Source organism: Roseibium litorale (assembly GCF_014842915.1).
Taxonomy (GTDB): Bacteria; Pseudomonadota; Alphaproteobacteria; order Rhizobiales; family Stappiaceae; genus Roseibium; species Roseibium litorale.
The window spans coordinates 131210-157832 of record NZ_JACYXI010000008.1; the positions used below are offsets into that span (position 1 = coordinate 131210).

At 61.5% G+C, this 26623-nt stretch carries 25 protein-coding genes; 18 read left to right on the forward strand and 7 right to left on the reverse strand.

Annotation, left to right across the window (positions count from 1 at the left end; translation table 11 throughout):
- The first annotated feature begins 62 nt into the window (after nucleotides 1-62).
- Genes IG616_RS13600 through IG616_RS13610 form a run of 3 tightly spaced genes read left to right on the forward strand, consistent with a single transcriptional unit; the run spans nucleotide 63 to nucleotide 3109 of the window.
- Nucleotides 63-1286, forward strand: a complete 1224-nt coding sequence (locus IG616_RS13600) for an ROK family protein (RefSeq protein ID WP_192148711.1) — start codon at nucleotides 63-65, stop codon at nucleotides 1284-1286.
- A 48-nt stretch (nucleotides 1287-1334) separates the two neighbouring features.
- Nucleotides 1335-2495 (forward strand): Gfo/Idh/MocA family protein, encoded by a 1161-nt coding sequence (locus IG616_RS13605; RefSeq protein WP_192148712.1) that lies wholly within the window; start codon nucleotides 1335-1337, stop codon nucleotides 2493-2495.
- A 17-nt stretch (nucleotides 2496-2512) separates the two neighbouring features.
- The gene (locus tag IG616_RS13610; RefSeq protein ID WP_192148713.1) at nucleotides 2513-3109 is read left to right on the forward strand and encodes a GNAT family N-acetyltransferase; all 597 of its coding nucleotides are present in this window, start codon (nucleotides 2513-2515) and stop codon (nucleotides 3107-3109) included.
- Between the two features lie 227 nt (nucleotides 3110-3336).
- Here IG616_RS13610 and IG616_RS13615 read toward each other — a convergent pair whose 3' ends face one another.
- Genes IG616_RS13615 through IG616_RS13635 form a run of 5 tightly spaced genes read right to left on the reverse strand, consistent with a single transcriptional unit; the run spans nucleotide 3337 to nucleotide 8141 of the window.
- On the reverse strand, nucleotides 3337-4107 hold the full coding sequence (locus IG616_RS13615; RefSeq protein ID WP_192148714.1) for an SDR family NAD(P)-dependent oxidoreductase: 771 nt from the start codon (nucleotides 4105-4107) through the stop codon (nucleotides 3337-3339).
- Nucleotides 4104-5099: an ABC transporter permease gene (locus tag IG616_RS13620; protein WP_192148715.1), complete on the reverse strand. Its 996-nt coding sequence runs from the start codon at nucleotides 5097-5099 to the stop codon at nucleotides 4104-4106. Before IG616_RS13620 ends, IG616_RS13615 begins: the two co-directional genes overlap by 4 nt.
- Before the next feature lie 59 nt (nucleotides 5100-5158).
- Nucleotides 5159-6199 (reverse strand): sugar ABC transporter substrate-binding protein, encoded by a 1041-nt coding sequence (locus IG616_RS13625; RefSeq protein WP_192148716.1) that lies wholly within the window; start codon nucleotides 6197-6199, stop codon nucleotides 5159-5161.
- 38 nt (nucleotides 6200-6237) lie between these two features.
- The gene (locus IG616_RS13630) at nucleotides 6238-7005 is read right to left on the reverse strand and encodes an ATP-binding cassette domain-containing protein (protein ID WP_192148717.1); all 768 of its coding nucleotides are present in this window, start codon (nucleotides 7003-7005) and stop codon (nucleotides 6238-6240) included.
- A complete protein-coding gene (locus IG616_RS13635) occupies nucleotides 7005-8141 on the reverse strand; it encodes an ROK family transcriptional regulator (protein WP_192148718.1) in 1137 nt (378 codons plus the stop codon). The genes IG616_RS13630 and IG616_RS13635 overlap by 1 nt, the downstream gene beginning before the upstream one ends.
- Nucleotides 8142-8371: 230 nt before the next feature.
- On the opposite strand from IG616_RS13635, the gene IG616_RS13640 reads away from it, so the two are divergent.
- From IG616_RS13640 to kce, 15 genes are all read left to right on the forward strand, one after another.
- A complete protein-coding gene (locus IG616_RS13640) occupies nucleotides 8372-9445 on the forward strand; it encodes a LacI family DNA-binding transcriptional regulator (RefSeq protein WP_192148719.1) in 1074 nt (357 codons plus the stop codon).
- Entirely contained in the window at nucleotides 9442-10467 is a 1026-nt protein-coding gene (locus IG616_RS13645) for a polyamine ABC transporter substrate-binding protein (RefSeq protein ID WP_192148720.1), read from the forward strand. The genes IG616_RS13640 and IG616_RS13645 overlap by 4 nt, the downstream gene beginning before the upstream one ends.
- A 220-nt stretch (nucleotides 10468-10687) precedes the next feature.
- The gene (locus tag IG616_RS13650) at nucleotides 10688-11515 is read left to right on the forward strand and encodes an ABC transporter permease (protein ID WP_192148721.1); all 828 of its coding nucleotides are present in this window, start codon (nucleotides 10688-10690) and stop codon (nucleotides 11513-11515) included.
- Nucleotides 11512-12291, forward strand: a complete 780-nt coding sequence (locus IG616_RS13655) for an ABC transporter permease (RefSeq protein ID WP_192148722.1) — start codon at nucleotides 11512-11514, stop codon at nucleotides 12289-12291. Before IG616_RS13650 ends, IG616_RS13655 begins: the two co-directional genes overlap by 4 nt.
- On the forward strand, nucleotides 12284-13309 hold the full coding sequence (locus IG616_RS13660) for an ABC transporter ATP-binding protein (protein ID WP_192148723.1): 1026 nt from the start codon (nucleotides 12284-12286) through the stop codon (nucleotides 13307-13309). The genes IG616_RS13655 and IG616_RS13660 overlap by 8 nt, the downstream gene beginning before the upstream one ends.
- 6 nt (nucleotides 13310-13315) lie before the next feature.
- Nucleotides 13316-14254, forward strand: coding sequence for a nucleoside hydrolase (locus tag IG616_RS13665; protein ID WP_192148724.1), 939 nt, complete (start codon nucleotides 13316-13318; stop codon nucleotides 14252-14254).
- Complete coding sequence (locus IG616_RS13670) at nucleotides 14251-16038, forward strand: adenine deaminase (RefSeq protein WP_192148725.1); 1788 nt, start codon at nucleotides 14251-14253, stop codon at nucleotides 16036-16038. Before IG616_RS13665 ends, IG616_RS13670 begins: the two co-directional genes overlap by 4 nt.
- 255 nt (nucleotides 16039-16293) lie before the next feature.
- Nucleotides 16294-17457 (forward strand): M20 aminoacylase family protein, encoded by a 1164-nt coding sequence (locus tag IG616_RS13675; protein ID WP_192148726.1) that lies wholly within the window; start codon nucleotides 16294-16296, stop codon nucleotides 17455-17457.
- Nucleotides 17454-18143, forward strand: a complete 690-nt coding sequence (locus tag IG616_RS13680; RefSeq protein ID WP_192148727.1) for a phosphoribosyltransferase — start codon at nucleotides 17454-17456, stop codon at nucleotides 18141-18143. The genes IG616_RS13675 and IG616_RS13680 overlap by 4 nt, the downstream gene beginning before the upstream one ends.
- A 162-nt stretch (nucleotides 18144-18305) precedes the next feature.
- Nucleotides 18306-19241, forward strand: a complete 936-nt coding sequence (locus IG616_RS23360; RefSeq protein WP_192148728.1) for a helix-turn-helix domain-containing protein — start codon at nucleotides 18306-18308, stop codon at nucleotides 19239-19241.
- 298 nt (nucleotides 19242-19539) lie between these two features.
- Nucleotides 19540-20646, forward strand: a complete 1107-nt coding sequence (locus IG616_RS13690; protein ID WP_192148729.1) for a C4-dicarboxylate TRAP transporter substrate-binding protein — start codon at nucleotides 19540-19542, stop codon at nucleotides 20644-20646.
- A gap of 86 nt (nucleotides 20647-20732) precedes the next feature.
- The gene (locus IG616_RS13695) at nucleotides 20733-21230 is read left to right on the forward strand and encodes a TRAP transporter small permease (RefSeq protein ID WP_192148730.1); all 498 of its coding nucleotides are present in this window, start codon (nucleotides 20733-20735) and stop codon (nucleotides 21228-21230) included.
- Between the two features lie 3 nt (nucleotides 21231-21233).
- Entirely contained in the window at nucleotides 21234-22529 is a 1296-nt protein-coding gene (locus IG616_RS13700) for a TRAP transporter large permease (protein WP_192148731.1), read from the forward strand.
- A 17-nt stretch (nucleotides 22530-22546) separates the two neighbouring features.
- Nucleotides 22547-23497, forward strand: coding sequence for a 3-hydroxyacyl-CoA dehydrogenase NAD-binding domain-containing protein (locus IG616_RS13705; RefSeq protein WP_192148732.1), 951 nt, complete (start codon nucleotides 22547-22549; stop codon nucleotides 23495-23497).
- 100 nt (nucleotides 23498-23597) lie between these two features.
- Nucleotides 23598-24527 carry a 3,5-dioxohexanoate:acetyl-CoA acetone transferase gene (gene kce, locus IG616_RS13710; protein ID WP_192148733.1) on the forward strand — a complete coding sequence of 310 codons (930 nt, stop codon included), beginning with the start codon at nucleotides 23598-23600 and terminating at the stop codon, nucleotides 24525-24527.
- Nucleotides 24528-24635: 108 nt separating this feature from the next.
- Here the strand turns inward: kce and IG616_RS13715 are convergent, their stop codons facing one another.
- Entirely contained in the window at nucleotides 24636-25919 is a 1284-nt protein-coding gene (locus IG616_RS13715) for a type II toxin-antitoxin system HipA family toxin (RefSeq protein ID WP_192148734.1), read from the reverse strand.
- Nucleotides 25909-26244 carry a helix-turn-helix domain-containing protein gene (locus IG616_RS13720; RefSeq protein WP_192148735.1) on the reverse strand — a complete coding sequence of 112 codons (336 nt, stop codon included), beginning with the start codon at nucleotides 26242-26244 and terminating at the stop codon, nucleotides 25909-25911. Before IG616_RS13720 ends, IG616_RS13715 begins: the two co-directional genes overlap by 11 nt.
- Nucleotides 26245-26623: the final 379 nt, after the last annotated feature.

The window sequence follows — 26623 nt, forward strand, 5'->3', positions numbered from 1 at the left end:
AGACTGGACAGGATTCGTATGCCTCTATATAGTCCACTAAATAGAATAAATAGGAAACAACCGTGTCGGTAACCGGGAACAACCACGCCTATTCCGGCCGTTACAATCGCCGGCTGGTCTTCGATCTCGTGCGCTCGAAAGGCGCAACGAGCCGGGGCGAGCTCGTGGCGGCGACCGGTCTTCAGACCCAGACCATCTCCAACATCACGCGGGATCTTCTCGACCGCGGGCTCTTGCGCGAAGAAAGCCGCCCCGACGGCAGCCGCGGCGCACCGCAGAAGATCCTGACCCTGGAAAGCAATGCCGGCTGCTCTATTGGCCTGCATGCCGACCGGGACATCGTGGTGGGTGTGGCCTGCGACCTCTCCGCCCGGGAAATCACCCGCAGCACCAAACAGCTCAACTGGCGCGACCCGCAGGCCAGCGTGGAAAGCATGGCCTCCATCGTCTCCGAGCTTGCCGCCGCCGGGAAAGGCGCGCCAGCCTGGGGCGTTGGCATTGCGATGCCGACCCTGCAGGAAGCGGATTATGAGCAATATGTCGGCGCTCCCGGATGGCAGGAATGGAGCGGCATCGATGTGGCGGATGCGCTTGAGGACGCGTGCGGATTGCCGGTCATTGTTGAAAATGACGCGACCGCTGCTGCCATCGCGGAACTGCAGGCGGGCGAGGCCACCGGCCTCTCGCATTTTGTCTATATCTTCGTTGGCCACGGCCTTGGCGCGGGCATCATCATCGACGGTCTTCCCTTCCAGGGAGCTTTCAACAATGCCGGGGAAATCGGTCTCCTGAGCTGGCCGGCAGAGCTGAAGCCAGACGAAACCGGCGCGGCGACGCCTTTCTCGCTGGAAGAAGTCGCGATCATGATCGGTTGCGATCCCCTGCAGCTTGAAGAGCCGGCGGCGCTGGAAAAGCTCTACCAGGCGCGCAATGCAGGCTTGATGCGCTGGCTGGAACTGAGCAGTGCCCGGCTCCGCCAGCTCGTTGCCATGATCGAGAACATGTTTGATCCGCAGGCGGTTTTCGTCGGCGGCACCTTCCCGGCCGCCATCCTGTCGTCGCTGGTTGACCGGGCCTATCCGCTGCTTCCCTCCGTTGCAGCCCGCAAGGACCGGGACGGCCCCCGCCTGCGCCTGGCGCACCTGGGGTCCAGCGCCTCCGCGATCGGTGCGGCCATGTTGCCGATCATCGCCCATGGCAGTCCGGATTTCCGCCGCCTGTCGCTCATGCGCGGACGGAAAGGACCAGTGGATCCTGAAACGAGATTTGACCGGGTGGCAGGATAGTCCGGCGCCTGAAAGCCAGTTCAACGAAGTTCGAAAGTGTCGCTTCCCATGAAAGTTGCAGTCGCCGGCCTGGGCTACAGGATGGCCAACGTGTTGAAGTCCTTCCACAAGGCCAACCCGGATCTTGCCGTGACCGGCCTTGCCGATCCCGCGCCGGCGGGCCTTGAAGACCTTCAGAAAGCCGGACTTGATGTGGGCCCGCGGTTCGACGACGTGGACGAGATGGTGCAGACGGTCCGCCCGGACCTGCTGATGGTCGGCTCTCCCAACGCCTTTCATCTGGAGCATGTGCGAAGCGGGCTGCGCAACGGGGTGAAGGTCTTCACCGAAAAGCCGGTGGTAATCGACGAGCAGCAGTCCATGGAAATGGCGCAGCTCCTTGGAGAATACGGCGCAGACCAGGTGCTGGTGGGTCTGGTGCTGCGCTATTCCGATCTCTACCAGGATCTCAGGAAGGCCCAGGCCGACGGCCAGATCGGCGACGTGGTCTCCATCGAGGCGTGTGAGCATATCGCGCCCTATCACGGCGCCTTCTTCATGCGGGACTGGCGCCGGTACCAGCAATATGCCGGCCCCTATATCCTGGAAAAATGCTGCCACGACATCGACCTCTACGCGAGCGTCGTGGGCGCGCGGGCAAGCGCCGTTTCCAGCTTCGGCGGCCGCAAGTCCTTCGTCCCGGACAATGCGCCTGAGGTTCTCTCGAACGCCGAGCGCGAGCAGTATTACTGCAAGCCGAGCGGCTGGAACGCCACGGACAAGGTCTTCGACAGCGACGCGGATATCATCGATTATCAGACGGCCCTGATCGAATATGAGAACGGGGCAACCATGGCCTTTCACGCCAATCTGAACGTGCCCAACCAGTTCCGCCGCTTCTGCGTGATCGGCTCCAAGGGCATGGCGGAAGGGGATTTCGTCCGCAACAATTTCTCCGTCCACGCCGCCTCTTCCGGCGAGAAGCTGGTCGAGAAGCGTTATGAGGGTGTCGAAACCGACCACTATGGCGCCGATGACCAGATGGCCGCCGATATCACGCGCAATCTTCTGGAAGGCGAGCCCCTCCCCGTCGGCATCATCGACGCGCTTGAGGCCGGACTGACGGCGATCAAGATCGATGAGGCCCGGCGCGAGCGCCGCCTGATCGACATGGGCAGCACGTGGGCGCGTTTCGATGAAGCGCTCCGCACAGCGCCGCGCCAGTCATGAGGACAGATCTTGCAACCATGACCGGATATGCCATCCGGCCCGCCCGCGCCGGTGACCGGGATGCTGTCGCCGCCATTTGCCTGCGGACCGCCAACAACGGCCAGGATGCCAGCACCTGCTACAGCGATCCGGACTATCCCGGGTTTGTCTGGGCCCTGCCCTATCTTGCGCTGGACGGCGGGATTGCCTTTGTCCTGACCCGGGACGAGGAGGTCATGGGTTATGCGGCCGGAACGGCGGACACTCGCGCCTTCGAGCAGGAGCAGGAAAAGAGCTGGTGGCCGGAGCTGCGGTCGCGTCTCGCAAGGGCAAAGGCCGCAACGGACGACGACCGCTATGTCCTGGACTATGTCCGCACACCGGAATCCCTGCCTGACAGCATCGTGCAGCCCTACCCGGCTCATCTGCACATCAATCTCCTGCCGGAGGCGCAAGGCGGTGGCAACGGACGGCGTCTTCTCAGCCAGTTGCTCGAGGCTCTGAAGGCGGCAGGAGCGCCGGGCGTTCATCTCGGCGTCAACCACCTGAACGAGCCGGTCACCGCCTTCTACGGCAAGCTCGGATTCACCGAGATCGCCCGCCTGCCCTCGATCATCATGGCAAGGCCGCTGTGAATCCGGACAGAGCGGCGGTACCTCAATCGGGCGCCGCCACTTGAATGCACTGAGCGGCAGACTGCCGCCGGGCGGTGGAAATCTGGCCCCAGGTCACACCGTTGCGGGGACCTTCCGCGCCCAGGCTGGATCACACGAGTACGACATTGGCCCTACGGGCGTCCACATCCACATTTGGGGGGAGACGCCCGCTGGGAAATGAGATGCAGGTTCAGGAGAGGGTGCCCTCAGGGTGGGAGCAGCTTGAAGTCGGCGCCTTCCGGCAGAAGTTGACCACCGTCCACGATGATGGTGGTCCCGGTGACGTAGTTGGCATCTTCAGAGGCGAGAAACAGGAAGGCATTGGCAACATCCCTGGGGGACCCAAGGCGGTTCAGGGGAATTGCCGCTTCCATGTTCTTGATAAAGGCTTCGCTGCGATGGAGCTGGATTGCCTCTGTCAGAATGTTGCCCGGCTCGACACCATTGACGTTGATACCATAGGAAGAAAACTCCAGCGCTGCCGAACGGATAAAGCCGTTGATCCCGGCTTTGCTCGCCGCATAGTGACCATGACCGGGGCTGGTGACATGCGGCCCGGTAATGGAGGACGTGAAGAGAATCCGTCCCGAGCCCTGCTTCTTCATAGGGGGCAGAGCTGCGCGGGCGGCATTAAAGCAACCACGCAGATTGACAGCCATTACACGGTCCCAGTTTTCCGGGCTGGTGTTTTCGATCAGCTGCCAGGGATAAATGCCTGCGTTCTGCACAATGATGTCGAGGCGCCCGTGGCGTTCTAAGGTGAAGGCGACGGCGGCTTCCGCATCTGTCATGCTGGATATGTCGGTGGCGATAAAGCCCGCACCAAGTTCATCTGCCGTTGCCTTGCCCTCACCGGCATCAAAATCGGCAAGCACCAGATCAGCGCCCTCCTCCTTGAACCGGAGAGCTATTGCCTTGCCTATTCCGCGGGAGGCGCCGACAATCAGTGCCACCTTGTCTTTCAGTCTTCCGGTCATGCAAGCCTCGCTCGGAGCCGTTGTTTGAACATGTCGAGGAGAACTGCCGCGAGCACAAGGAGGCCATGAATGACCTGGGTGTAGTTCGCGGGCAGCCCCATCAGGTTGATGGCTGTATTGATTGAGGAAAGTAGAAGTACCCCCGCATAGACGCCCGGGAGCCCACCTACACCGCCCTTCAGGCTGATCCCTCCGATCACAACAGCAGCAAAGGCATTGAACAGGAGCCCGACACCCAGATTTGCGGTTGCCCCGGACGTCCGGATTGCAAGCAGCCAGCCAGCAAGACCGGCAATAGCTCCCGCCATCACAAATGCCAGGATGAGATTGCGGTTGACCGGGATACCAGCACGGAAAGTGGCCGTTTCGTTGCCCCCAATCATGACCAGATGCCGTCCAAAAGGGGTTTTCGCCATCATGACCGAAAAGAGCAGAAAGCAGGCGATTGCGATCCAGGCCGATAGCGGAATGCCGAGGAGCCGTTCGATGGCAAACCAGCGGATGGCGGGGGCAAGGTCCTGAGCTGAGCGGCCACCGGAGATGGCAAGCACGATGCCGCGCACCCAGATAAAGGAGGCGAGTGTGATGATGAAGGCGCTCATCTTCAGCTTCACAACAAGGAATCCGTTGAAAAAGCCGATCAGCGCGCCAATTGCGCAGGCTACCAGCAGGGAAACGGGAACCATCAGCCATTCGGGAGAAAGTTTGATCCCAATTCCAATGCCTGCCGAGCAGAACAGGATGCCCACCGCCATGGCCGACAAGGCGGCCACGGATTCGACCGAAAGGTCCATGTGACCTGTGATGATCACCAGAGCAAGGCCGATTGACATGACACCGAGCACGCTCGATGCCTCGATAATGTTGGTGAAGATGCCGGTCTGAAAATAGTTCGGAATGAGGGCTGAGAAGACTGCGAGCACAAAGGCGAGCATGAACCAGACGAGATTGTCTAGAACGAATTCAAGAATTTTGCGGGTTTGGGACGTCATGCGGCAAATCCGGATTGGAGAGGGGGAACCCGGGGCCTTCCAGCCCCGGGAGGGCCAATTCACTCGACAGACTTAACCGCCACCGCAGGCGGCTTCAGATTGCCCCAGAAGGACGGGTCGTCGACGTTCTCCTTGGTGATTGCCGCACCAGGGATCTTGATGTTCGGACCCCATGGCTCGATCGTCAAAACGCTCTTGAGGCCAAGCACGTCATATTCTCCAGGCTTGATTTCCTGCTTGCCGACGATCTTGTCCATGAACATCGCAACCGCTGCCGCCTGGGCATATAGCGGCTGCTCGACTTCCACATTGAGCCAGCCCTTGCGGATCAGATCCAGGCCAACGGGTGCGCCGTTCGAGCTCATCATCATCACTTCGCCCGGCTTCTTGCCCGCGGATTCAAGAGATGCGGCCGCCGCGACGGAGAGGTGAGCAGCATGCAAGAAGATCAAGTCAATGTCAGGATTCGCGAGCATCTGATCGGAGACAATCGTCCCGGCATTGCTCGCCTCCCACTGCATGGCAGGCACAGAGATGATCTTGACGTCCGGGAATGCCTTCATTCTTTCCTCGAACCCTTTCTGGATATCGAGGGTGTAAGGGTCACCCGGATCTCCGAGAACCTGAAGGATTTTGCCTTTCACCTCGCCGTATTTGTTCTTGAGCAAGGCAATCGCGTGGTCGCTTGCGATGTGACCAATCTCAACCGTTCCGGCAACGGAGGTAAAATCCGATGGTGTTGAGGTAATCTGCCGGTCGAACTCGGCAACGGGGATGCCTGCCGCCCGGGCGGCCTCGATGGAGGGCTTGAGCGCGTTGAAGTCCACTGCTGCGAGAATGATTGCCGATGGCTTGAGCGCAATCACGTCGTTCATCTGTGATTGCTGAACTTCCGTTTTGTTGTCGGCGTTGAGGGTTTTCATTTCGTAGCCGGTCTGCTTCAAAAACATTTCCAGAGCGCTGACCGAGCCGGTTTGGAATTCATCGAGTAACGTCGGCACGAGATAATAGACGGTGCCTTTTGTCTCTGCGGTAGCAGGGCTGAACATAGCAAGGCTGACTGCCATGATGCCCAGTAAGATCTGCAATAGTCGCTTCATGATCGTTCACTCCTGTTTTGCCGGACCCCTCTTTCGTTTTAGCCGCTTGCCGGTCCAGCTCCGGCAAGGGTTTGCCCTGTGATCATCTCAATCACTGCATCCGGGCTCGTTTTGCTTCGCTCGACATCTCCCGCAACGACACCGTGACGGATGACGACGATCCGGTCAGCAACCTGAAAGGCCTGCTGCATGATGTGAGTGATGATGACGACACCAATTCCCTGATTTGCGACGTGCCGGATCATGTCCAGCCCGCGCCGCGTCTGTTCGACGCCAAGTGCGGCAAAGGGCTCATCCAGAAGAACCAGCTTGCCGCCCCAATGCACAAAGCGGTTGAGTTCGATGGCTTGCCGCTGACCGCCAGAAAGATGCTCGACCTTGGTGCGAAGGGAGGGAATGCGGGTACCCGCATCGGTCAGCGCCTTCCTGGTGATTGTTTCCATGGCCCGCTCATCGAGAATGGGTATGCCTGCCACCTTGCGGGTGATCTCGCGGCCCATGAAGAAATTGCCAACCACATCAACGTTCGTGCAAAGCGACAAGTCCTGATAGACGGTCTCAATGCCGGCGTCTTTGGCTTGGGCTGGTGACTTTGCCTGATACTCCTCACCTTCAAAAAGCATGCGGCCTGAGGTCGGCTGAAGGCCGCCGGAGATGATCTTCACCAAGGTCGATTTGCCCGCTCCGTTGTCTCCCAGCAAAGCGACAACCTCCCCCTTCCCAATTGAGAAGCTGATACCTTTAAGAGCTTCAATCGCGCCAAAGTTCTTGCGGATATTGTCCAGGACGAGCAGTTTTCCGGTCATTAGGCTGTTCCTTTCTCTGACGTCTCAAACATTTGACCGAAGCGCGGCGAGAGAACGCCAAATACGGCGAGCGCGGCTGCGCCGCGCAGGGCCGAACGCTGGCAATCGCTTGCCACCATGACGCGAGGCGCAGTACGGTCGTTACGGGCGGAAATCGAGTTGTTGAGACCATCGGCAAGGGTCGCGAGCTGTTCGATCAAAGACTGAGGGGCCAGGCCGCCGAGCACGATTGTTTCAGGATCAAAAAGGTTCTCGATTGTACGCACCGCGTTCCTGAAGATTGGTGCAATCCTTGTTACCCAGTCGGCCTCGGACAGACCGCACCGCTTGAAGGCATCAAGAGACAGGTAGCGTTCCAGACAGCCGCGGTTTCCGCAGTGGCACGGCTCGCCATCTGGTACGGCAGCGATATGCCCAATTTCTCCCGCGTTGCCCCAGGCTCCGCGCATCACAACGCCTTCATGCATCATGGCGCCGCCGAGACCGACGCTAAAGAACAGGTAATAGTAGTCGGAGAACCGCTGCCCGAGACCATAAAGCTGCTCGCCTAAGGCCGCTGCGGCCATGTCGTTTTCGATGAAGGCGGGCAAGCCAGTCGAGTCCGCAAGACGCTGGCGTATGTCGACATTCTTCCAGCCGGTCATGGTTGTCGGTCCCACGAAGCTCATGGAAGCCACATCGAAGGGTCCTGGCAGTGCCATGCCTGCGCCAAGCAGCCGCCCCTTTAAGGGGCTTGCCTTGAGGTCCCTGACCATTTCCCCAATGAGAGCGAAGGCTTCGTCCGGGGTCGCATTCAAGGCTGGATGCTGGCGGCTCTCGACCACATCGCCGCGAAGATTGATCAGCGCAGCCTCGATACCGATCGGAGTGAGGTGAATCCCGACGGAAAGCCCTCCCTCGGGATTGATGGTCAGTGCTGAGGGAGGGATTCCGCGCCCTTTCGGTTTCGCGCGGACGGACAGAACAAGACCATGATCCTCAAGCTCCCGGACGATTGTGGACACCGTTTGGACGGTGAGGCCAACGCGGTCCGCGATCTCCCCGCGTGTTGTCGGGCCGTGCAGGCGTATCGACTCCAGGACGATACGTCTGTTGAACGGCCTGCCGGATTCCTGATTGGTGCCGCGCAAAGTCATGCCAAAGATCTCCAACTGCACAAAGATTGGCACTGCCTAATTATTTAGTCAAACCATTTTCAAAAAACATTTTGCGGCGGCCGGACTAGCGGATTTGCCTTTTCTGTCTGCCTCAGTCCGGAAGGTCAGGGTGGCTCAACGCTCCGGCCACACAGAGAAAGGAGAGTCGACAGACGCGCTTTTTTGCTTTATCGCTTAGATTAATCGTTTAATCAGCGCTTGCGAGCCTCATGACCACAAGCCGGACCAGACCCAACCTGAGCCAGATCGCGACGCTGCTGGATGTTTCCGCGGCGACGGTCTCCAATGCTCTGTCGGGAAAAGGGCGCGTGTCGGAAGAACTGGCCGAACGCATCCGCGCCAAGGCGGCGGAACTCGGCTACATGCCGAGCCAGGCCGGGCGGGCGCTGAGAACAGGCCGAAGCCAGGTGCTTGGACTGGTCCTGCCGGATATCGCCAATCCGCTCTTTCCCCAGATCGCCCAGGCCATCGAGCATGCCGCCTCGAATGCGGGCTATGGTGTGCTGATTGCCGACTCCCGCGGCGATGTGGCCATGCAGACAAAAGCCATTCAGCAGTTGCAGGACCGGGGCGTGGACGGCATCGTCATCATTCCCCGGCGGGGAACCCGCGTCGCGGATATCGGCAGTCCCGTGGCCGTCATCGACAGCCCGTCTACGCCGGGCAACACCGTCTCTGCCGATCACTGGCAGGGCGGCCAGCTCGTCGCCCGGCATCTTCTGGACCTCGGCCACCGCGACTTTCTCCTGATCGGCAACAATCCGGCCTCCAACGTTCAGAACGACCGCATCGGCGGCATCAAGTCCTGCCTGCCGGCTTCCATCAGCGCCCAGATCTTGTGGGTCGAAACGCACGAAAGCCGTCACGGCAATGGCTGCCATCTCGGCTTGGCGGAAAAGGTTCGTGACGGCGTCACCGCCTTTGCTGCCGTTTCGGACCTGCAAGCCCTGAGAGCCCTCACCGAATTGCAGGGCGCAGGCGTGCGCGTCCCGGATGACGCCAGCGTAACCGGGTTCGATGACCTGATCTGGTCCTCCGCCATTACCCCCGCGCTGACCACCGTGCGCATGGATATGGCGGCCATCGCCGAGCAAGCCATTTCCGCCCTTTCGGCGGTCATCGAAGCCCAGAACCCGGCGGATCAGGTTGGCTCCGTCATGCGGGCCAGCATGGTTGCCAAGGCAGAACAACCAAGCGTGCCGATGGATCTGGTCATCCGCCAAACCACCGGCCCGGCCCCATCCCAAGCGTCAAAAACACCACCAGCAGGAGACATGGAATGACCCTCAAGACCCTTCTTTGCGCGGCAACCGCGCTGACGCTGAGCGCAGGCTTTGCCCAGGCTCAGGACAAGACCCTGACCATCTCTGCTTACGCCTTCGCCCAGGACGAATTCAGCGAGATCCTCTACAAGCCGTTTGAAGCAAAATGCGGCTGCAAGGTTGTCGTGGAGACCGGCAACAGCGTCGAACGCCTCGCCAAGATGGAAGCCAACAAAGACAATCCGGTGATCGACATGGCCGTCATGTCCATGGCCGACGCTCTGGCAGCCTCCCGCAGCGGCCTGACCGACAAGATCGACACGTCCAAGCTGACCAACTACGGCAAGCTCTACGACATCGCCAAGGACCCGAACGGCGACGGCATGAGCGTTGGCTATACGTTCTATGCAACCTCGATCGTCTACCGCACCGACAAGATGAAGATCGAGTCCTGGGCGGATCTGCTCAAGGATGACATTGCGCCCCATATCGCTTTCCCGAACATCACCACCAACCAGGGCGCGCCCGCGCTTTATATGGTCGGCAAGGCGCTCGGCTCGGACAGCGCGGATCTTCAGGTGCCGATCGAGGCCGTCGGTAAAAAGGCCAGCGAGATTGTGACCTTCTACGTGAAGTCGTCCCAGCTCGTGCAGCTGATGCAGCAGGAAGAAATCTGGGCAGCTCCCATTGGCCGTTTTTCCTGGGCCCCCTTCACCAAGCTTGACCTGCCGCTGGCATGGGCAACGCCGAAGGAAGGCCAGACCGGCGGCATGAACGTCATGGTCGTCACCAAGGGCTCCAAGAACCGTGACCTTGCGCTTGAGTTCATGGACTATTGGCTCTCCACCGAAGTCCAGACCAAGCTGGCCAACGCCCTGGTCGACAGCCCGGCCAACTCCGAGGTTGAGGTCTCCGAAGAGGTTGCCAACAACATCACCTACGGTGCCGAAACCGCCAAGACCCTGACGCTGCTGCCTTCCGCCGTCTCTCTCGACAACCGCGACACGTGGCTGGCGGAGTGGAACGCAAAGGTCAGCCAGTAAGATCCTGCCGGAAAAGCCCGTCAACAAGGCCTGTCAGCAAGCTTTGGCGGGCAATCCGGGTGACCGTTTGCCCGCCGGAAAGGACAGGTTCCAGTCCGGCGTGCCAGGTGCTGCGGAAGGGGTGAGACCCACCTTTTGACCCTTCCGCAGCAAGCCTTGCCTCATCAGCGGCTGCCTTCTGGCCTTGCCGCTAAAAAGAACCTCTTAAAGGCAGAACGACATGTTCCAGAACCGGACAGAAGCCCTTGCGCTGGCGTTGCCCGCAGCGGTGTTCGCCGCCGTCGTCTTTCTCGTGCCGGTCGTCCTGCTGCTGTCGGAAGGCTTCAAGAGCGCCGACGGCTGGTCGCTTCAGGCCTATCTCGACTTCTTCTCCATGCCGCTGAACCAGACGGTTTTCCTGCGGACGCTGAAGCTCGGCCTGACCGTGACCCTTGCGGCCGCCGTCATCGGCTATGCGGCAGCCTATGCCATCGTCACGCTTCCAGCTGGCAGCAAGGGCAAGATGATTGGCCTTGTCGTGCTGCCCCTGATGATTTCCCCTGTGGCCCGGACCTATGCGTGGATCGTCATTCTCGGGCGCACCGGTATCGTCAATCAGGCCCTGACCGCTGTCGGCCTGACGGACGGGCCGGTCCGCATCCTCTTTACCGAGACTGCCGTCTTCATTGGCCTCTTGCAGCTGTTCCTGCCGCTGATGATCATTTCGCTCATCAGCGCCCTTGAGAACCTGCCGCGCGATGCGGTTCCCGCCGCGCGGGTTCTGGGGGCGAACTGGTTCCAGGTGTTCTGGAAGGTGATCCTGCCGCTGACCCGTGAAGGTCTCATCGTCGGCGGCACACTGGTCTTCACCGGCTCGCTGACCGCGTATATCACCCCGGCCATTCTCGGCGGCTCTAAGGTCCTGATGCTGGAAACCTTGCTTTACCAGCAGGTGACCGTGGCAAATAACTTCGTCTCTGCCAGCATCATCGCCCTGATCCTGATCGCCATGAGTTTCGCTGCCAATATTCTGTTGCGCCGCATCGCCAGCGCAAGGAGCGCGAAATGACCCAGAAGCTCTACACCTGGTCCATCCTGTCGCTGGTGCTGGTCTTCCTGATCGGCCCCTTCTTCATCATTGTTGCCGCATCCTTTTCCGCTGGCGACACCCTGGCCTTTCCGCCGCAGGGCTTCTCGGTCAAGTGGATCCTGAAGGTCTTCACGGTTGAGAGCTTCCAGCAGAGCTTCGTGACCTCAATGATCCTGGCCATCGGCGGCACGCTGACGGCGCTCATCCTCGGCATCCCGGCGGCCTATGCCATGTCCCGCTACAAGCTGCCGGGCGCGGAAGCTGTGCGGTTCATGGTCTCCATGCCGATCATCGTTCCCGGCATCATTGTCGGTCTGGCCCTGCTGCGCTATTTCGTCATTCCGCTTGGTATTTCCATCAGCCTGGCGCTGTTCACCGCGCACACGGCGCTGGTGCTGCCCTATGCGGTGCGGGTCGTCTCGGCGAGCCTTAACAACCTGCGCTCGGATATGGAGGAGGCTGCTGTCCTGCTCGGCTCGTCCCGCGCCGGGGCCTTTTTCCGTGTGGTCCTGCCCAACATCCGCGGCGGTATCCTCGCGGCCTTCATTCTGGGCTTCGTGACCAGCTTCAACCAGGTGCCGGTGTCCCTGTTCCTGTCCGGCCCGGGCGTGCGCACCTTGCCCATTGATATGCTGGGCTACATGGAGATTGTCTTCGATCCCTCCATCGCCGCCCTGTCGTCGCTTCTCGCCTTCCTGTCCATCGGCATCGTCTTTGCCGCCGAACGTTTCCTGGGGTTCTCCCGCTATGTCTGATGCCACTTATCTCACGCTGGAAAAGCTGACCCTCGCCTATGGCAAGACGGTTGCGGTTGGAAACCTCGACCTTTCCATCCGCCGGGGCGAACTTCTGGCCCTGCTCGGCCCGTCTGGCTGCGGCAAGACCACGACCATGCGCTCCATTGCCGGCTTAATGCCCGTACGCAGCGGCAAGATCGTGTTGGACGGACGCGACATCACCCGTGTTTCCGCCAACAAGCGCGAGATCGGCCTGGTGTTCCAGTCCTATGCGCTGTTCCCGCATCTGACCGTCTTCGAAAACGTCGCCTTCGGCCTGCGCCTTCAGGGCATGTCCGGCGCGGCCCTGACTGAAAAGGTCGAAGCCGGTCTCAAGACCGTCGGCCTGTCCGACTTTGCCGCGCGCAAGACGCCGGATCTTTCCGGCGGACAGCAGCAGCGTGTCGCCCTGGCGCGCTCGCTGGTCATGCAGCCCAAGGTCCTGATGCTGGACGAGCCGCTCTCCAATCTGGACGCCCGGCTGCGGCTGGAAATGCGCACGGAACTGCAGCGGGTGCAGAAGGAAAGCGGCGTGACGATGATCTTCGTCACCCACGACCAGGTGGAAGCGCTTGCGCTCGCCGATCGCATCGTCGTCATGCGCGATGGCGCGATTGAGCAGATCGGTACGCCGGAAGAAATCTACAACCAGCCCGCCTCCAGTTTTGTGGCGGATTTCGTTGGCTTCGAGAACATCACCGCCGTGAAGGACGGCATGCTCGTTGGCACCGCCGGTGAGGTGAGAGCGTCCGGCCCCTTGCCCAAAGCTGCCGGTCTCGCCTGGCGCCCGCGCTCTATTCCGCTTGGTTCGGGCCCTTACAAGGGCACCGTCCGTGGTGTCTCCTATGCGGGCAGCAGCCGGGAGTATGTGCTGGAAACCGCCCTCGGACCGGTCAAGGCCGAAGTGGACGCCGCCTTGCCCGCCTATGCGCTCGGCACGGAACTGGCCTTCGATTTGCCGCCGGAAGCAGCGGCTCCCTTGCAGAAGATGGACTGAGCCGCGATGGGTGTCTGGATCGATACGGACCTGGGGTTCGACGACATCGCGGCCATCTTGACGGTCCTCGATGCCGGATTGACCGTGGATGGACTCTCGCTTGTCTTTGGCAACACACCTCTGGAACAAGTGCGCCGGAACGCGGCGGGCGCGGCCTCCGTCTTTGGCTGGCAGATGCCAATTCACGCAGGCCGCGCGCGGCCAGTCATGGGCGTGCTGGAAACAGCGGAACGGATTCTTGGGCAGACGGGCATACCGACCATCGGCCTGACCGTGCCCCAGGACAAGCTGGCCGACCTGCCGGGACCGGAAGGCGACGCCTTCCTCGCGCTCTGTGCCTGGCTGGAAAGTGCCCCAGAACCACGCCGGATCCTCGCGCTTGGCCCCTTGACCAACATTGCGGCCCTGGCCCTGGCACGGCCAGATCTTACAGAAAATATTGGTGAGATTGTCTGGATGGGCGGGGGGCTGACCAAGGGCAACCACACGGCCTCTGCCGAATTCAACGCCTTTGCCGACCCGGAAGCCGCGGCCATCGTCTTCGCGCAGAACCTGCCGGTGAAGATGATCGACCTCGACTTCTGCCGTCAGATCCTCGCGTCGCCGGAAGATACCGTACCCATTCGAGAAGCGGGAGGCCGGAACGCTGCCCTGATCGCCGACATGCTGGACGGATTTATCGGGATAGCGACCAGCCGGGGCCGCCCGGCCATGGCTCTTTACGATCCTGCCGCCGCAGTGGCCTTTGTGCGTCCGGACCTCGTCCGGTTTGAACCTGCGCATATCGCCGTTGAAACTGCGGGTTCCTTGACCCGTGGCCGGACCGTGGTGGAAACCCGCGCCACCCATGCCAGATTCAATGCCGCCTATGCAGCCTCCTGTGACACAGACGCGGTGAAGGCCCTCATTCTGGGCGCCCTTGAACGGGAGGCAGCCAAGCCATGACTCATTCTGTCCAGGAACCTTTCGATCTTGCCGATCGCACCCTGCGCCTGAGGGCCGCTGCCGCCGCGCGCGGAGATGCGCCGTTTGACCGGCTGATCGTCAACGGCACCATCGTGGACATGGTAACCGGGGAACGGCGCCCGGCGGACATCGGGCTCACCGGGCCGCTGATCGCGTCCGTACACACAACCGGTAGCCGGACCGATGCCACTGAGATCATTGACGCCACCGGAAGCTTCGTCACGCCTGGCCTGATCGACACACACATGCATGTGGAAAGCTCGATGGTCACCCCGGCAACCTATGCAGATGCTGTCGTACCGCGCGGTGTCACCACCATCGTCTGGGACCCGCATGAGTTCGGCAATGTTCACGGAGTTGCCGGGGTCGATTACGCCCTTGCGGCGACGCGGAACCTGAAGCTGCGCGTCATCACGCTGGCACCCTCCTGCGTGCCATCGGCGCCCGGTCTGGAACAGGCCGGAGCGGATTTCGATGCCCCGGTAATCGCAGATCTGCTGGCAAAGCCGGAAATCGGCGGGATTGCCGAAGTCATGAACATGCGCGGCGTCATTTCCGGCGATCCGCGCATGAGCGCCATCGTGCAGGCCGGTCTTGCCGCCGGAAAACCTGTCTGCGGCCATGCCCGCAGCCTCAAGGGACCGGACCTTGCCGCCTTCATGGCCGCTGGCGTCACCTCCGACCATGAGCTGACCTCGGGCGAAGACCTGATGGACAAGCTGCGGGCGGGCCTGACCATCGAGTTGCGCGGATCTCACGACCATCTGCTGCCGGAATTCGTTGAGGCGCTCAATCAGCTCGGCCATCTGCCCCAGACCGTCACCCTTTGCACCGACGACGTATTTCCTGATGACCTCGCCCGCGATGGCGGTCTGGACGATGTTGTCCGCCGTCTGGTGCGCTATGGCTTGAAGCCGGAATGGGCACTGCAGGCCGCCACGTTGAACGGTGCCCGCCGCCTTGGCCGCGAAGACCTTGGCCTTGTTGCCGCGGGACGGCGGGCGGATCTGGTCATCTTCCGCGACCTTGTGGCCTTTCAGGCCCGCGCCGTGATCGTCAACGGCATGCCCGTTGCCAGGAATGGCGTTTTGGCTGAGCCTTCGCATAAGACCGATCCGGGCGATTTCCGGGCTTCGGTCAAGCTCCAGCCGCTCCAGCCAGACGACTTCCGCATTCGCAGCACTGGCCAGCGGCTGCGCGTTGCCACCATCGACCGGCCCCGTTTCACCCGCTGGGGCGAGGCGGAAACAACGGCGGAAAACGGCTTTGTCCTGCCGCCCGAAGGCGCAACGCTGATTGCCGTCTGCAACCGTCATGGGTTTGGTGATGGCAAGCCCAAGGTCGGGTACCTGCGCGAATGGGGCAGCTGGAACGGCGCTTTTGCGACGACCGTTTCCCATGACAGCCACAACCTGACCGTCTTCGGCGGGTCGCCGGAAGACCTAGCCCTGGCTGCCAATACGGTGATCGAGGCAGGCGGCGGCATGGCCGTCGTCTCTGAAGGCAAGGTGCTGGCAAAGCTGCCGCTGGTGGTGTCGGGCATCGTCTCCGATGAACCGCTCGATGTGGTCGCCGGGCAATTCACCGCCCTGCGGGATGCGATGGATCAGGTTGTCGGTTGGCAACCGCCCTATCTGGTGTTCAAGGCCTGTTTCGGCGCCACACTCGCCTGCAACGCTGGCCCGCACCAGACGGATCTTGGCATTGCCGATGTGGCAACCGGCCAAGTCCTCACTTCACCTATTCTGGAAATTCTGAGCTGATGCGATCTTTGAAGACTGTCCCCCCTCGACTGTCACCCCGGACGCAGGCGAAGCCGGAGATCCGGGGCCTACTCATTCGCAGAGCGCATATGTTCTGCAAGGATACGGACGGTTGTCAGGGTCGAACAGGACCAAGCCCATCCTTCTCTTGCAAAGGATTTGCGAGTAGGCCCCGGGTCTCACGATGTTCGCCCGGGGTGACCGCGACGGAAATTGGTATCAGCCCATTAGAAGCTCTTTTCTAAGGATCTACGCATGAGCAAGATCGACGACGACCTGCCGTTCCTGCGCGACTTGCGCCACGACCTGCATGCCCATCCGGAGCTCGGTTTCGAGGAAGAGCGCACCAGCGCGATCGTCGCAAGACTGCTGGAGGAGGCAGGGCTGAAGGTCTACCGGGGGCTTGGCGGCACTGGCGTTGTGGGCACGCTTCAGGTCGGCAATGGCACGCGCACCATCGGGCTCAGAGCTGACATGGATGCACTCGCCATGCCCGAAACCGCAGAGCGGCCATACAAGTCGACGGTGCCCGGAAAGATGCATGCCTGCGGCCATGATGGCCACACGGTCATGCTGCTGGGCGCAGCCCGGGCACTTGCCCGGAGCCGGGATTTTTCCGGCACGGTGCATTTCATCTTTCAGCCAGCGGAAGAGGGCCGGGGCGGCGCCAAGCGCATGGTGGAAGACGGTCTGTTCGACCTCTTCCCCTGCGATGCGGTCTATGGTCTTCACAACATGCCGGGCATGGACCCGGACGAAATGGCTGTTGTCGCCGGACCCCAGCTTGCCTCCTCCGACGGCTGGACCGTCACCTTCCGCGGCACGGGCACCCATGGCGCAAAACCGCATCTTGGCCGGGACCCGGTGACCGCCGCAGGTGTGTTCCTCGCTTCGCTTCAGACCATTCCGGGCCGGGTTGTTGATCCGCTGCAGCCTTCCGTGGTCAGCGCCTGCTCGGTTCAGGCTGGCGATCCGAAGGCGCTCAACGTCATTCCGGATTTCGTCGAGATTGGCGGCACCGCCCGGGCCTATTCACCCCATGTGCGCGACCAGCTCGAAACGGAAATCCGCCGCCTTGCCGAAGGCACAGCCGCCATGTTCGGCATCAAGGCCGAGTATCACTTCAAGCGCCGCATTCCGCCCGTGGTCAATGATCCGGATACAACGGCCCGCGCCCTTGGCGCCGCTAAGGATGTCTTCGGCAGCAAGGTGCGCACGGAGTTTCCGCCGTCCACTGCCGGGGATGACTTCGCCTTTTTCGGCGCTGAAGCTCCGGGATGCTACGTCTGGCTCGGCAACGGCCCAGCCGTTGACGGCGCGCTTCATCACAACACCGCCTATGACTTCTGCGATGAGGCCATCGGCTCGGGTGTCCGGTTCTGGACCCGGCTCGTGGAACGGGAGCTGAGCTGCCAATGACCGGAACTCAACCTCCCTCCGCCCCGCATGAATTCTGGCAGGCACTTTATCCTCCCGAGACGTTCGGCACGGATGCCGGGCATGACCGTTTCTTTCCAGTCACTCTGGAGGATGGACGCCAGATCTGCCTGCCAATCCGCCCCCTCTCCGACGGCCAGCATGCTCTGGCTTCGATCATCATCAATCAGGCCAGCTTCGAAGTCCTGGACACGCTTGCGGAAAATCTGGCGCAGAAGCTGAAACCGTCTGAGCCGGAGGTGGTGGTCGGGCTGCCGACCCTTGGCCTGACGCTGGCTGCGGAAGTTGCCCGCAAGCTGGGCCACAGCCGCTATGTGCCCCTCGGCACCTCGCGCAAGTTCTGGTATGAGGAGGAACTGTCGGTTCCCCTGTCGTCCGTCACCACGCCGGACCAGATCAAGCGGCTCTATGTGGACCCGCGCATGCTGCCGCTGCTGGAAGGGCGCCGGATTGCCCTGGTGGATGACGTGATTTCCAGCGGCACGTCCATCGCCGCTGGCCTGCAGCTGCTCACGGCGCAGAGCTTTGAGCCAACCGTTATCGGCACCGTGATGCTGCAATCGGACCGCTGGCGCACCCATCCGGCCCTCATTCCCCACCTGGAACGCATCCGCAGCTGTTTTTCCACGCCGCTGCTTATCAAAGACAGCGCCGGACTTTGGACATGAAGCTAGTCCGTCCGGCGTTGCCCGCTCAGGGCTGGACAGGCAGGTGGATTTCCGCAATCCTTGTTTGCGGAACAAAAAGAATTGCCGCTGCAGCGCTCAAGCATCAAGCCGGTACAAAATACCGTTCCAAATTTGATAGCTCGCTGATCTGGGAGGGGCAGGGTGAGTTTCGTCATAGACGGCAATCCGGATGGAGCAAGGCTCACCTGCTCCAGCAGCATTGAGCCAAGCCTGCGCAAGAGCCGGTTCTGGGACGAGAAGATAACCCCCGGCCTGATGCTGCGGCTTGTCGACCTGACCATCGAGGCGCCCGGCTGGATGAAAGTCGAGCAGTCGGGTATCAACATTTCCTGCATGCATCACGGCAATTTCGCCAGTTCCTATTTCCGGCGCGGGGACGCGGATGCACGCGGTGAAAGCCTCCGCATCTTCTCGCTGGAGGGCCGTCATCACCAGCTTGTCACCTTCACCCGGCCTACCCGCCACCGGGTGATTCAAATCTGGCTGGAGCCAGAAAAGCTGTCGGACCTTGCCTCGGATCTGGACGAAAGCCCGGACGAGCTTTTGCAGACGTTCCACCGCTCCTGCCATGTGCAGCACCGGTTTTCAGTCGCAAACCACCCGCTGCCGATGGCTGTCGGACGGCTCACCGCCTCGCTGCTGGAAGGACGCCAATCCGGCTTTCTCCGGCGGCTCAGTCTTTATGGTCAGTCGCTGGAAATCCTTGCCCAGACCTATGACCTGCTGGCGGGCAGAGCACCGCAACAGGCCGTGACAAGCAATGATGTGAGTGTAGCACTAACTGCCGCAGAAATGATGAGGATGGAGTATGCGGGCCAGGTCAAGCTGCCGGACATCGCACGGCGCAACGGTATCAGCGAAGACAGCCTGCTCAAGGCCTTCCGTCACCATTACGGCGTCACTCCATCTGAGTACCTGACCTCCATACGCATGGCCGCCGCCGAAGACCTGCTGCAGAGCATGGATCTTCCGGTCAGCGAAATCGGACGCCGGGCGGGCTATTCCAACCCCACCGCCTTCAGCCGCGCCTTCCGCCGTCATTTCGGGCACAGCCCGTCGGAACACGGCAGAGTCTGATCTTCCGCCGGCGCCGGAATTTCCGCATGCCGGCACATCATTGCGGTTTGCGCTTCTCGCCTGAGGCCGGGTATTCGCACAGATACGGCCAGTTCCGGCGCTGCAAAGGCCTATACCCGCCGTGTCAGGCGCCTTTTTGCGCAGGCACAATCCTAAGCAGAAGTACGGTTGTTTGCGCGGGCGGCACGGAAACCGGCACAGCCCGCGTGAAACGGCACATCAGCTGCGCTTGCTGGCCCGGTAGAGGTTTGCAATCGTCACCGCATCGTCCAGACAGAACTTCGGGAGGAGGTTTCTGATGCGTAAATCGCTGATCGGCGCGCTCATACTTGCAGGGCTCACCGCAATGCCGGCCTTAGCGGCCACAGAACTTCGCACAAGCAGCGGCTTCGGCCCCAATCACGTGAATGCAGAAGGCTACAAGGTCTTCCTGAACAAACTCGAGGAACTGTCGGGTGGTAACTTCACCGGCAAGGACTTTCCTTCCGGCCTTGTCAGCCCGGCGGAAATGGTCTCTGGTCTGCAGTCGGGTATGGTGGATCTGGGCTCGGTGCTGATGCCCTATTTCCCTGCGGAGTTCGTGGAGGCCAACCTGCCTTCGGAACTCGCCCTGATCGGCACCAATGGCCGCGCTTCTTCGGCGGCCTCGCTGGAATACATCCTCACCTGCCAGGAATGCCTTGCCGAATTCGAGCGCTCGGGTGAGGTATATCTGGCAGGCTCCGCCACCCCCGCCTATCAGCTTCTGACGCTGAAGCCGGTCCGGGACACCGCAGACCTGACGGGCCTCAGGGTACGCACCGGCGGGGCCGCCTTCACCCGCTGGGCCGAGGCGATGGGTGCCATTCCGGTGCAGTTGCCCGCGCCGGAAATCTTCGAGGCCATGAGCCAGGGCGTGGTGCAGGCGCATTACAACACGCCGCAGGATCTGAAGTCCTACAACCTGTTCGAGATCGTGAAGTCCATCACCCTGATCAATCAGGGCACCTTCAACGGCGTCAGTCCCTTCAGCATCCGCGCTGACCTATGGGCCAGCCTTTCGCCTGAGGAACGCAAGCAGTTCATAGAAGCCGCTCAATATGGTTCGGCAGCCATCCTCTACCGCTTCGAGGACTCGGTGAAAACTTCGCTGGAAAAGGCGAAAGCGGATGGCATCGAGATCATCGAACCATCGGACAAACTGGTGGAGGCCAACAAGGCCTTTGTTGAAAAGGACCTGAAGGAACTGCCCAAACGGCTAGCAGACAAGGGCATCAAGGATGCGGAAGCCAAGATCGCCCGCTACCGTGCCCTCGTTCAAAAGTGGAAGGGCCTCATCCAGGACGGCACCACGGAAGAAGCCTATGTCGCGCTGCTGAAAAGCGAGATCTGGGACAAGATCGATCTCGCCAAATATCCCAACTGAGCCGCGGCAAATCCTGCAGCTAGCCCTTTAAAACCAGACAGTGCGCCGCTCCCGGTGGGAGCGGCGCGGCCTGACACGAGGCATTCATGCGCCAGATCGACAAACTCCTGTCATCAGTGACGATAGGCGTGGGCGTCACGATGATCGCCCTGATGATCCTGCAGATCTGCCTGGATGCAGCCCTGCGGACAACCGCTGGCCTGCCGCTGCCTGGCACGGTCGAAATCGTCTCGAACTACTACATGGTTGCCCTCAGCTTTCTGCCTGCGGCGCTGGTGCAGCGGCAAGGCCGGAATATCGAGGCAACCTTTCTTTACACTTTTCTGCCCCGCGTCCTGAAGCGCATGGCCGATATTTTCGCCCGCCTTCTGGCGATCGTCGTCTACGGCCTGATCACATGGCAGTCCTTCCTGGATGCCATGACCAAGACGCGGATCAAGGCCTATGCACTGGCCGGAACCATCGAGATCCCGATCTGGCCCTGCTACTGGCTGGTACCGCTGTCCTTCGGCCTGCTCGTCATTGCCCTCGCCCTTCCCCCCGCGCCTCAGGATGCGGATGCCGGAATTCCGGAAGTGAGATAGAAGATGGACCCGCTCCTCATTGGTACCGGCGGCATCGCTCTGGTGCTGTTCCTCATTGCGATCCGCGTTCCCATTGCCGTGGCCCTGTTCTCCGTCTCCTTCGGCGGACTATGGCTGGCCTTTGGCAGCCGCATGGCCTTCGGCATTTTCTCGACAGTGCCCTATGGCTTCGCTGCCAGCTGGACGCTCAGCTCCGTGCCGCTGTTCCTGTTCATGGGCTTCGTGGCCTATCACGCAGGGCTGACGAGCGGCCTCTTTGCAGCCGCAAGAGCCTGGCTGGGTGCCTTGCCCGGCGGCCTTGCCGTGGCCTCGATTTTCGGTGCCAGCGGCTTTGCTGCCGTCACCGGTTCCAGCATCGCCTGCGCGGCGGCCATGGGCCGCATCGCCATACCGGAAATGCTGAAGAGCAACTATGACCCGCGCATCGCCAGTGGCTCGGTGGCGGCGGCAGGCACCATCGGCGCATTGATCCCGCCGAGCATCATCCTCATTCTTTTCGGCATTCAGGCGCAGGTGTCCATCATCTCCCTGTTCTTTGGCGGCCTGCTGATCGGCCTGGCCACCCTTGTCATTTATTCTCTTTTGGTAATCGGCATTGCCCTTGTCCGCCCGGGAATGCTGCCGCGCGGCAGCATTCCGCCGCGCGCGGAACGCTTTGCAGCGCTGCTGGAAGTGTGGCCGGTGCTTGCCCTGATCCTCGGCATTTTCGGCGGCATGTTTGCCGGCTGGTTCACCACCACCGAAGCGGGCGCGGTTGGTGCCCTGCTCACCGTCGTCATCGGCTTTGCCCGGCGCGCCCTGACCCGGAAGGCGCTTGTCTCCAGCGCGGTTGACACACTCATAGGCATGGCCAGCCTGTCGCTGGTGGCAGCAGGCGCCAATGCCTTCACCCGCTTCATCGCTCTCACCGGCGTGACCACCGCCATCGGCGATTGGGTCGCCGCGATGGAGCTGAGCCAGCTTGCGCTGCTGCTGATGATATCGGGCATCTATCTTATGCTCGGCATGTTCCTGGAGCCTATCGGCGCCATGCTGCTGACGCTGCCCATCCTGCTGCCGCTGACGGCCGCGGCGGGCGTCCCCACCATCTGGTTCGGCATTCTCGTCGCCAAGCTGCTGGAAATCGGCATGATCACGCCGCCGGTCGGGCTCAACGTCTTCGTCATCAACAGCGTGACAGGCAGATCCATTTCCCTTGAGCAGATCTTCCGCGGCACGCTCTGGTTCCTCGCGGCCGATGCGGTCATCGTTCTTCTGATGATTGCAACGCGTAACGTCTTCATACCGCTGCTCGGTTGAGGAAGGGAGACGGACAGATGCCGGACGAGACAAGACAGACCATTGCCATCATAGGTGCGGGACTGATTGGCACCTCATGGGCCGCACTCTTCGCCTTCGCCGGGCACCGGGTGCTCGTCCATGATCAGGATGGCGCGGCCTGTTTGGCAGCCCCGGCGCGGATCAATACGGCTCTGGCAGAGCTTGCCGCCCTATACGGCCACAAGGACAGGACCGGAGACGTGGAGGTCACGGAGACCCTGGCAGAAGCCGCCATCAGCGCTGCCATCATTCAGGAGTGCATCCGCGAGGATCTTGGAGCCAAGCAAGCGCTATACCGGCAACTCCGCCCGCTGGCGCCTGCGGCAATCATTGCCAGTTCGACCTCAACCTTCCTGCCTTCGGCCCTGTTTGATGGCCTTCAAAACGCGCAAGCCTGCCTGACCGCTCATCCCCTGCTGCCGCCGCACCTGATCCCGGTGAGCGAACTGGTTCCCGCCCCTTTCACCGCCCCGGACACCTTGCAGACGATGGGCCGGGTTCTGAAAGGCGCGGGCCACAAGGTCATTCACCTGGCTCAGGAAGTGCCCGGCTTCGTCCTGAACCGGCTGCAGTTCGCTGTGCTGGGCGAGGCCATGCATCTGGTGGATACGGGCATTTGCGAACCTGACGCCATCGACCTTGCAATCCGCCACGGGCTGGGGCTGCGATGGGCGTCGATCGGCCTCTTCGCCAACAGTCATCTGAATGCAGCCGGTGGCATCGAGGGCTCCTTCACCAGCTACCGTGCGGCGCTGGAACCTGTGCTGCAGGATCTCAAGCCCGCTCACCCCTGGTCTGACGATCTCATCAGCCGGATTGGCACGGCGATGCGCCGCGATGTGCCAGAAGACCGGATTCCCACTGAGCGCCAGGAGCGGGACGCCCGTATCGCCGCCCTGCGCAGGCTGCTGATCCAGCTTGAGGCCAGCCCGCCTGCCGGGCCCTGAGCCTCAAACGATCCCTGCCTATCACTCTCCCATCCGCCAGAACCGGACATGCCTCGTGCATGGCACCGGAAGGGCGGTGCATTCCCGGAAAGGTACATGCATGTCCAAAAGCGTCATCATCACCTGCGCCGTTACAGGCTCGCTGCATACCCCGTCCATGTCGCCCTATCTGCCCATAACCCCCAGCCAGATCGCGGAGGAATCCGTTGCGGCAGCGGAGGCAGGAGCTTCAATCATCCACCTTCACGCCCGTGATCCGGAAGACGGACGTCCGACGGCAGACCCCGCCGTATTTGCCCAGTTCCTGCCCCGCATCAAGCAGCAGACGGCGGCGGTCGTGAACATCTCCACCGGCGGCGGACCGGGTATGAGCCTCGATGACCGGCTGGCGGCTGCGGAAGCGGCGAGCCCGGAAATGACCTCGCTCAACATGGGCTCGATCAACAATGGCCTGTTCGCGGGTGCAGGCCGCATCAAGGACTACAAACACGACTGGGAAAAGCCCTTCCTGGAGAGTGGCCGCAATACCGTCTTCAAGAATACGTTCGAAGACATTGAGGCGATCATGAACCGGCTCGGCAAGGGGCACGGCTGCCGCTTCGAATTCGAGTGCTACGACATCGGGCATCTCTACAATCTGGCCTATTTCATCGACCGGAAGATCTATGAGCCGCCGCTGTTCCTGCAGTTCATTCTCGGTGTTCTTGGCGGTGTCGGCGCAGAGGCAGATCATTTGCTGCACATGATCCGGACCGCCCAACGCCTGTTCGGACAGGATATCGAATGGTCGGTGCTGGGCGCCGGCCGGGCGCAGATGCCCCTGTGCACCCACAATGCCCTGCTTGGCGGCAATGTGCGCGTCGGGCTTGAAGACAGCCTCAACATCGGGCCGCGCCAGCTTGCGACCTCCAATGCGCAGCAGGTCATGAAGATCCGCCGCATTCTGGAGGAACTGTCGTTCACGGTTGCCACCCCGGACGAAGCCCGCTCACGCCTCGCCCTCAAGGGCGGAAGCAATGTGAGCTTCTGATCCTCGCAGCGGCAGCCCCCGCGCCTTCCGGCCCCATCCCGGAAGGAGCGGGACTGGTTTCACTCCCCGCTCATCATCCAGATGAGAGCAGCTGAAACCGGCTGGCAGTTACCGGAGCTCTGGCACCTTGCCGTAGCCGTCGAAGGCATAGGGGTTCAGGAACTGGCGGCCTTCGAAGAACCGGCGCTCCACATCCGTCATTCCCGCTTCCCCGCAAACCTCCGGCCAGTGCGTCAGGATCGTTTCAATCTGACCATCGATGATCCGGCGGGCGTCCTCAGGCGTCAGCAGGAAGGCAGGGGCGGCCCGGAGCGCCAGAGCTAACTGAGAACTGCGGGAATTGTCCGCGATGACCATGGCCTGATTGGCCCGCTCTCCGCCCCGCGTTTGAGGTGCCACGTCATAAACCGGCGTCAGGGACAGGGCCTTGCCGTCCCAGAACGCTGCATGATTGCGGGCGTGATCATCGGTGTTGCCGACGAGGATGTTGAAGGTCATGCGGGAGAACAGCTCCACCAGATCGCGCGTGGGATCGGCAAAGTCCTTGCGGATGATCTGAGCCAGCATCTGATAGGAGATGTGATGCGCGGACATTTCATGTTCCTGCGTCCAGGTGAGCGCTGAGACCATCGCACGGCGCTGCCAGGCGCTTTCTCCCGCAGGCGTCCGGTCGAACCGCTCGACCAGAAGCACGTCGCGGTCAAGAACCCTTGCGATCTCCACCGGCGCCGTGTCCAGTCCGGCGGCCTTTGCCAGCTTCATGGCCGCAAACTCGCCCTTCACCATGGCAAAGACATCATTGGAGGCAGAGAATTTTGCGATCATCTTCCGCGGGCGCCCGCCGGACGTGCCGGTGAGCAGCGCTTTCGGACGGGCGCCGCCAATCGAGCTGCCATGCAGGATGGTCCGGTCGAGCGCGGGGGGAACCGGCTCCCCGGCCGCAATCCGGTCGGCAAACTCCTGAAGATCCTGAAGCGATGCGTTCTCCCCTTCACGGGGCACGAACCGGGCCGACGAGCTCTGGAAGTCCAGTGCGCCAATGCGGTCAGACCCGGAGTGCATCATGAATGTCATCTCACCGAAGCTGTCCTCGTTGATCGCCTCTCTGCGATGCCCCAGGAGATCGTGAATGATGACCCTGCGCCCCCACCGGTCAGGCAGTGCATCCCGCAGGCTTGGCGCAAGACCGTGACCGGCAGGCGGATCGATCACGCCAGCCCCCAGAGGCAAATCCAGATTGAAGACAGGAATGGCATCCGGACGGGCCAGATAACTGCGGCCATAGTTGAAATAGATGATCCTGTCCCGCGCGGCCACGCGGCCAGCGACGACAGGCTCCACTTGCCCCGGCAGCCAGATCCAGACGAACAGCTCTTCCGGCTCAGAAATCATCGTTCAGCTCCGGCCTGCGGGAGTGGACCCGCTGGGGCAGCAGATTAAGCTTGATCCGGGTCTCCGCCAGCCGCGCGTCAATTGCCTGCGCCCCGCCGAAAAGATCGAGGCCGACGAGTTGGGCAGCCTCAAAAACAAAGCCGATGGCAACGGTCGGCTGCCCGGCCTCGATTGCCCTGACGGTCTTGCGGGCACAGCCAAGACGCCGCGCAAGCTCATCCTCGCTCCAGCCCCGCATCTTGCGCCCTGCCTGGATCTCAGCCGCCAGCAGCCGCAAGCCGCTGCGGGCCGCAAGAGAGAGGCTCCCGAACTTGTCTGACACCATAAAATTGTACCTCAAAAGATACGAAAATCAGGATTTTGTACCCTGAAGGAATCATAAGTCAAAAGCGCGAGAGAAACAAGGAAATGGTCTGCTTTTGTATCCTTCAAGGTTCAAAATAAGATACAATGATCTTTTTAGGATACAAAATAGGGAAAATGCCCCGAGTCTGTGGCCTAAAATAACAAGCCCGGCAGGCGCCGGTTGAGGTTGATGATACACCCGAAGCTTCGCGGGTTTTCTCCGCGCTGTCCCGGCCTTGAGCCGGGACCTGTCTAGAAACATATTGTTTTTAATAGAGAAAATAGACGAGAGATCCCGGATCTCCGCTTCGCTGCGTGCGGGACGGCGCGGGGAAAACTCCCGCAGCCCTGGGTTTGCC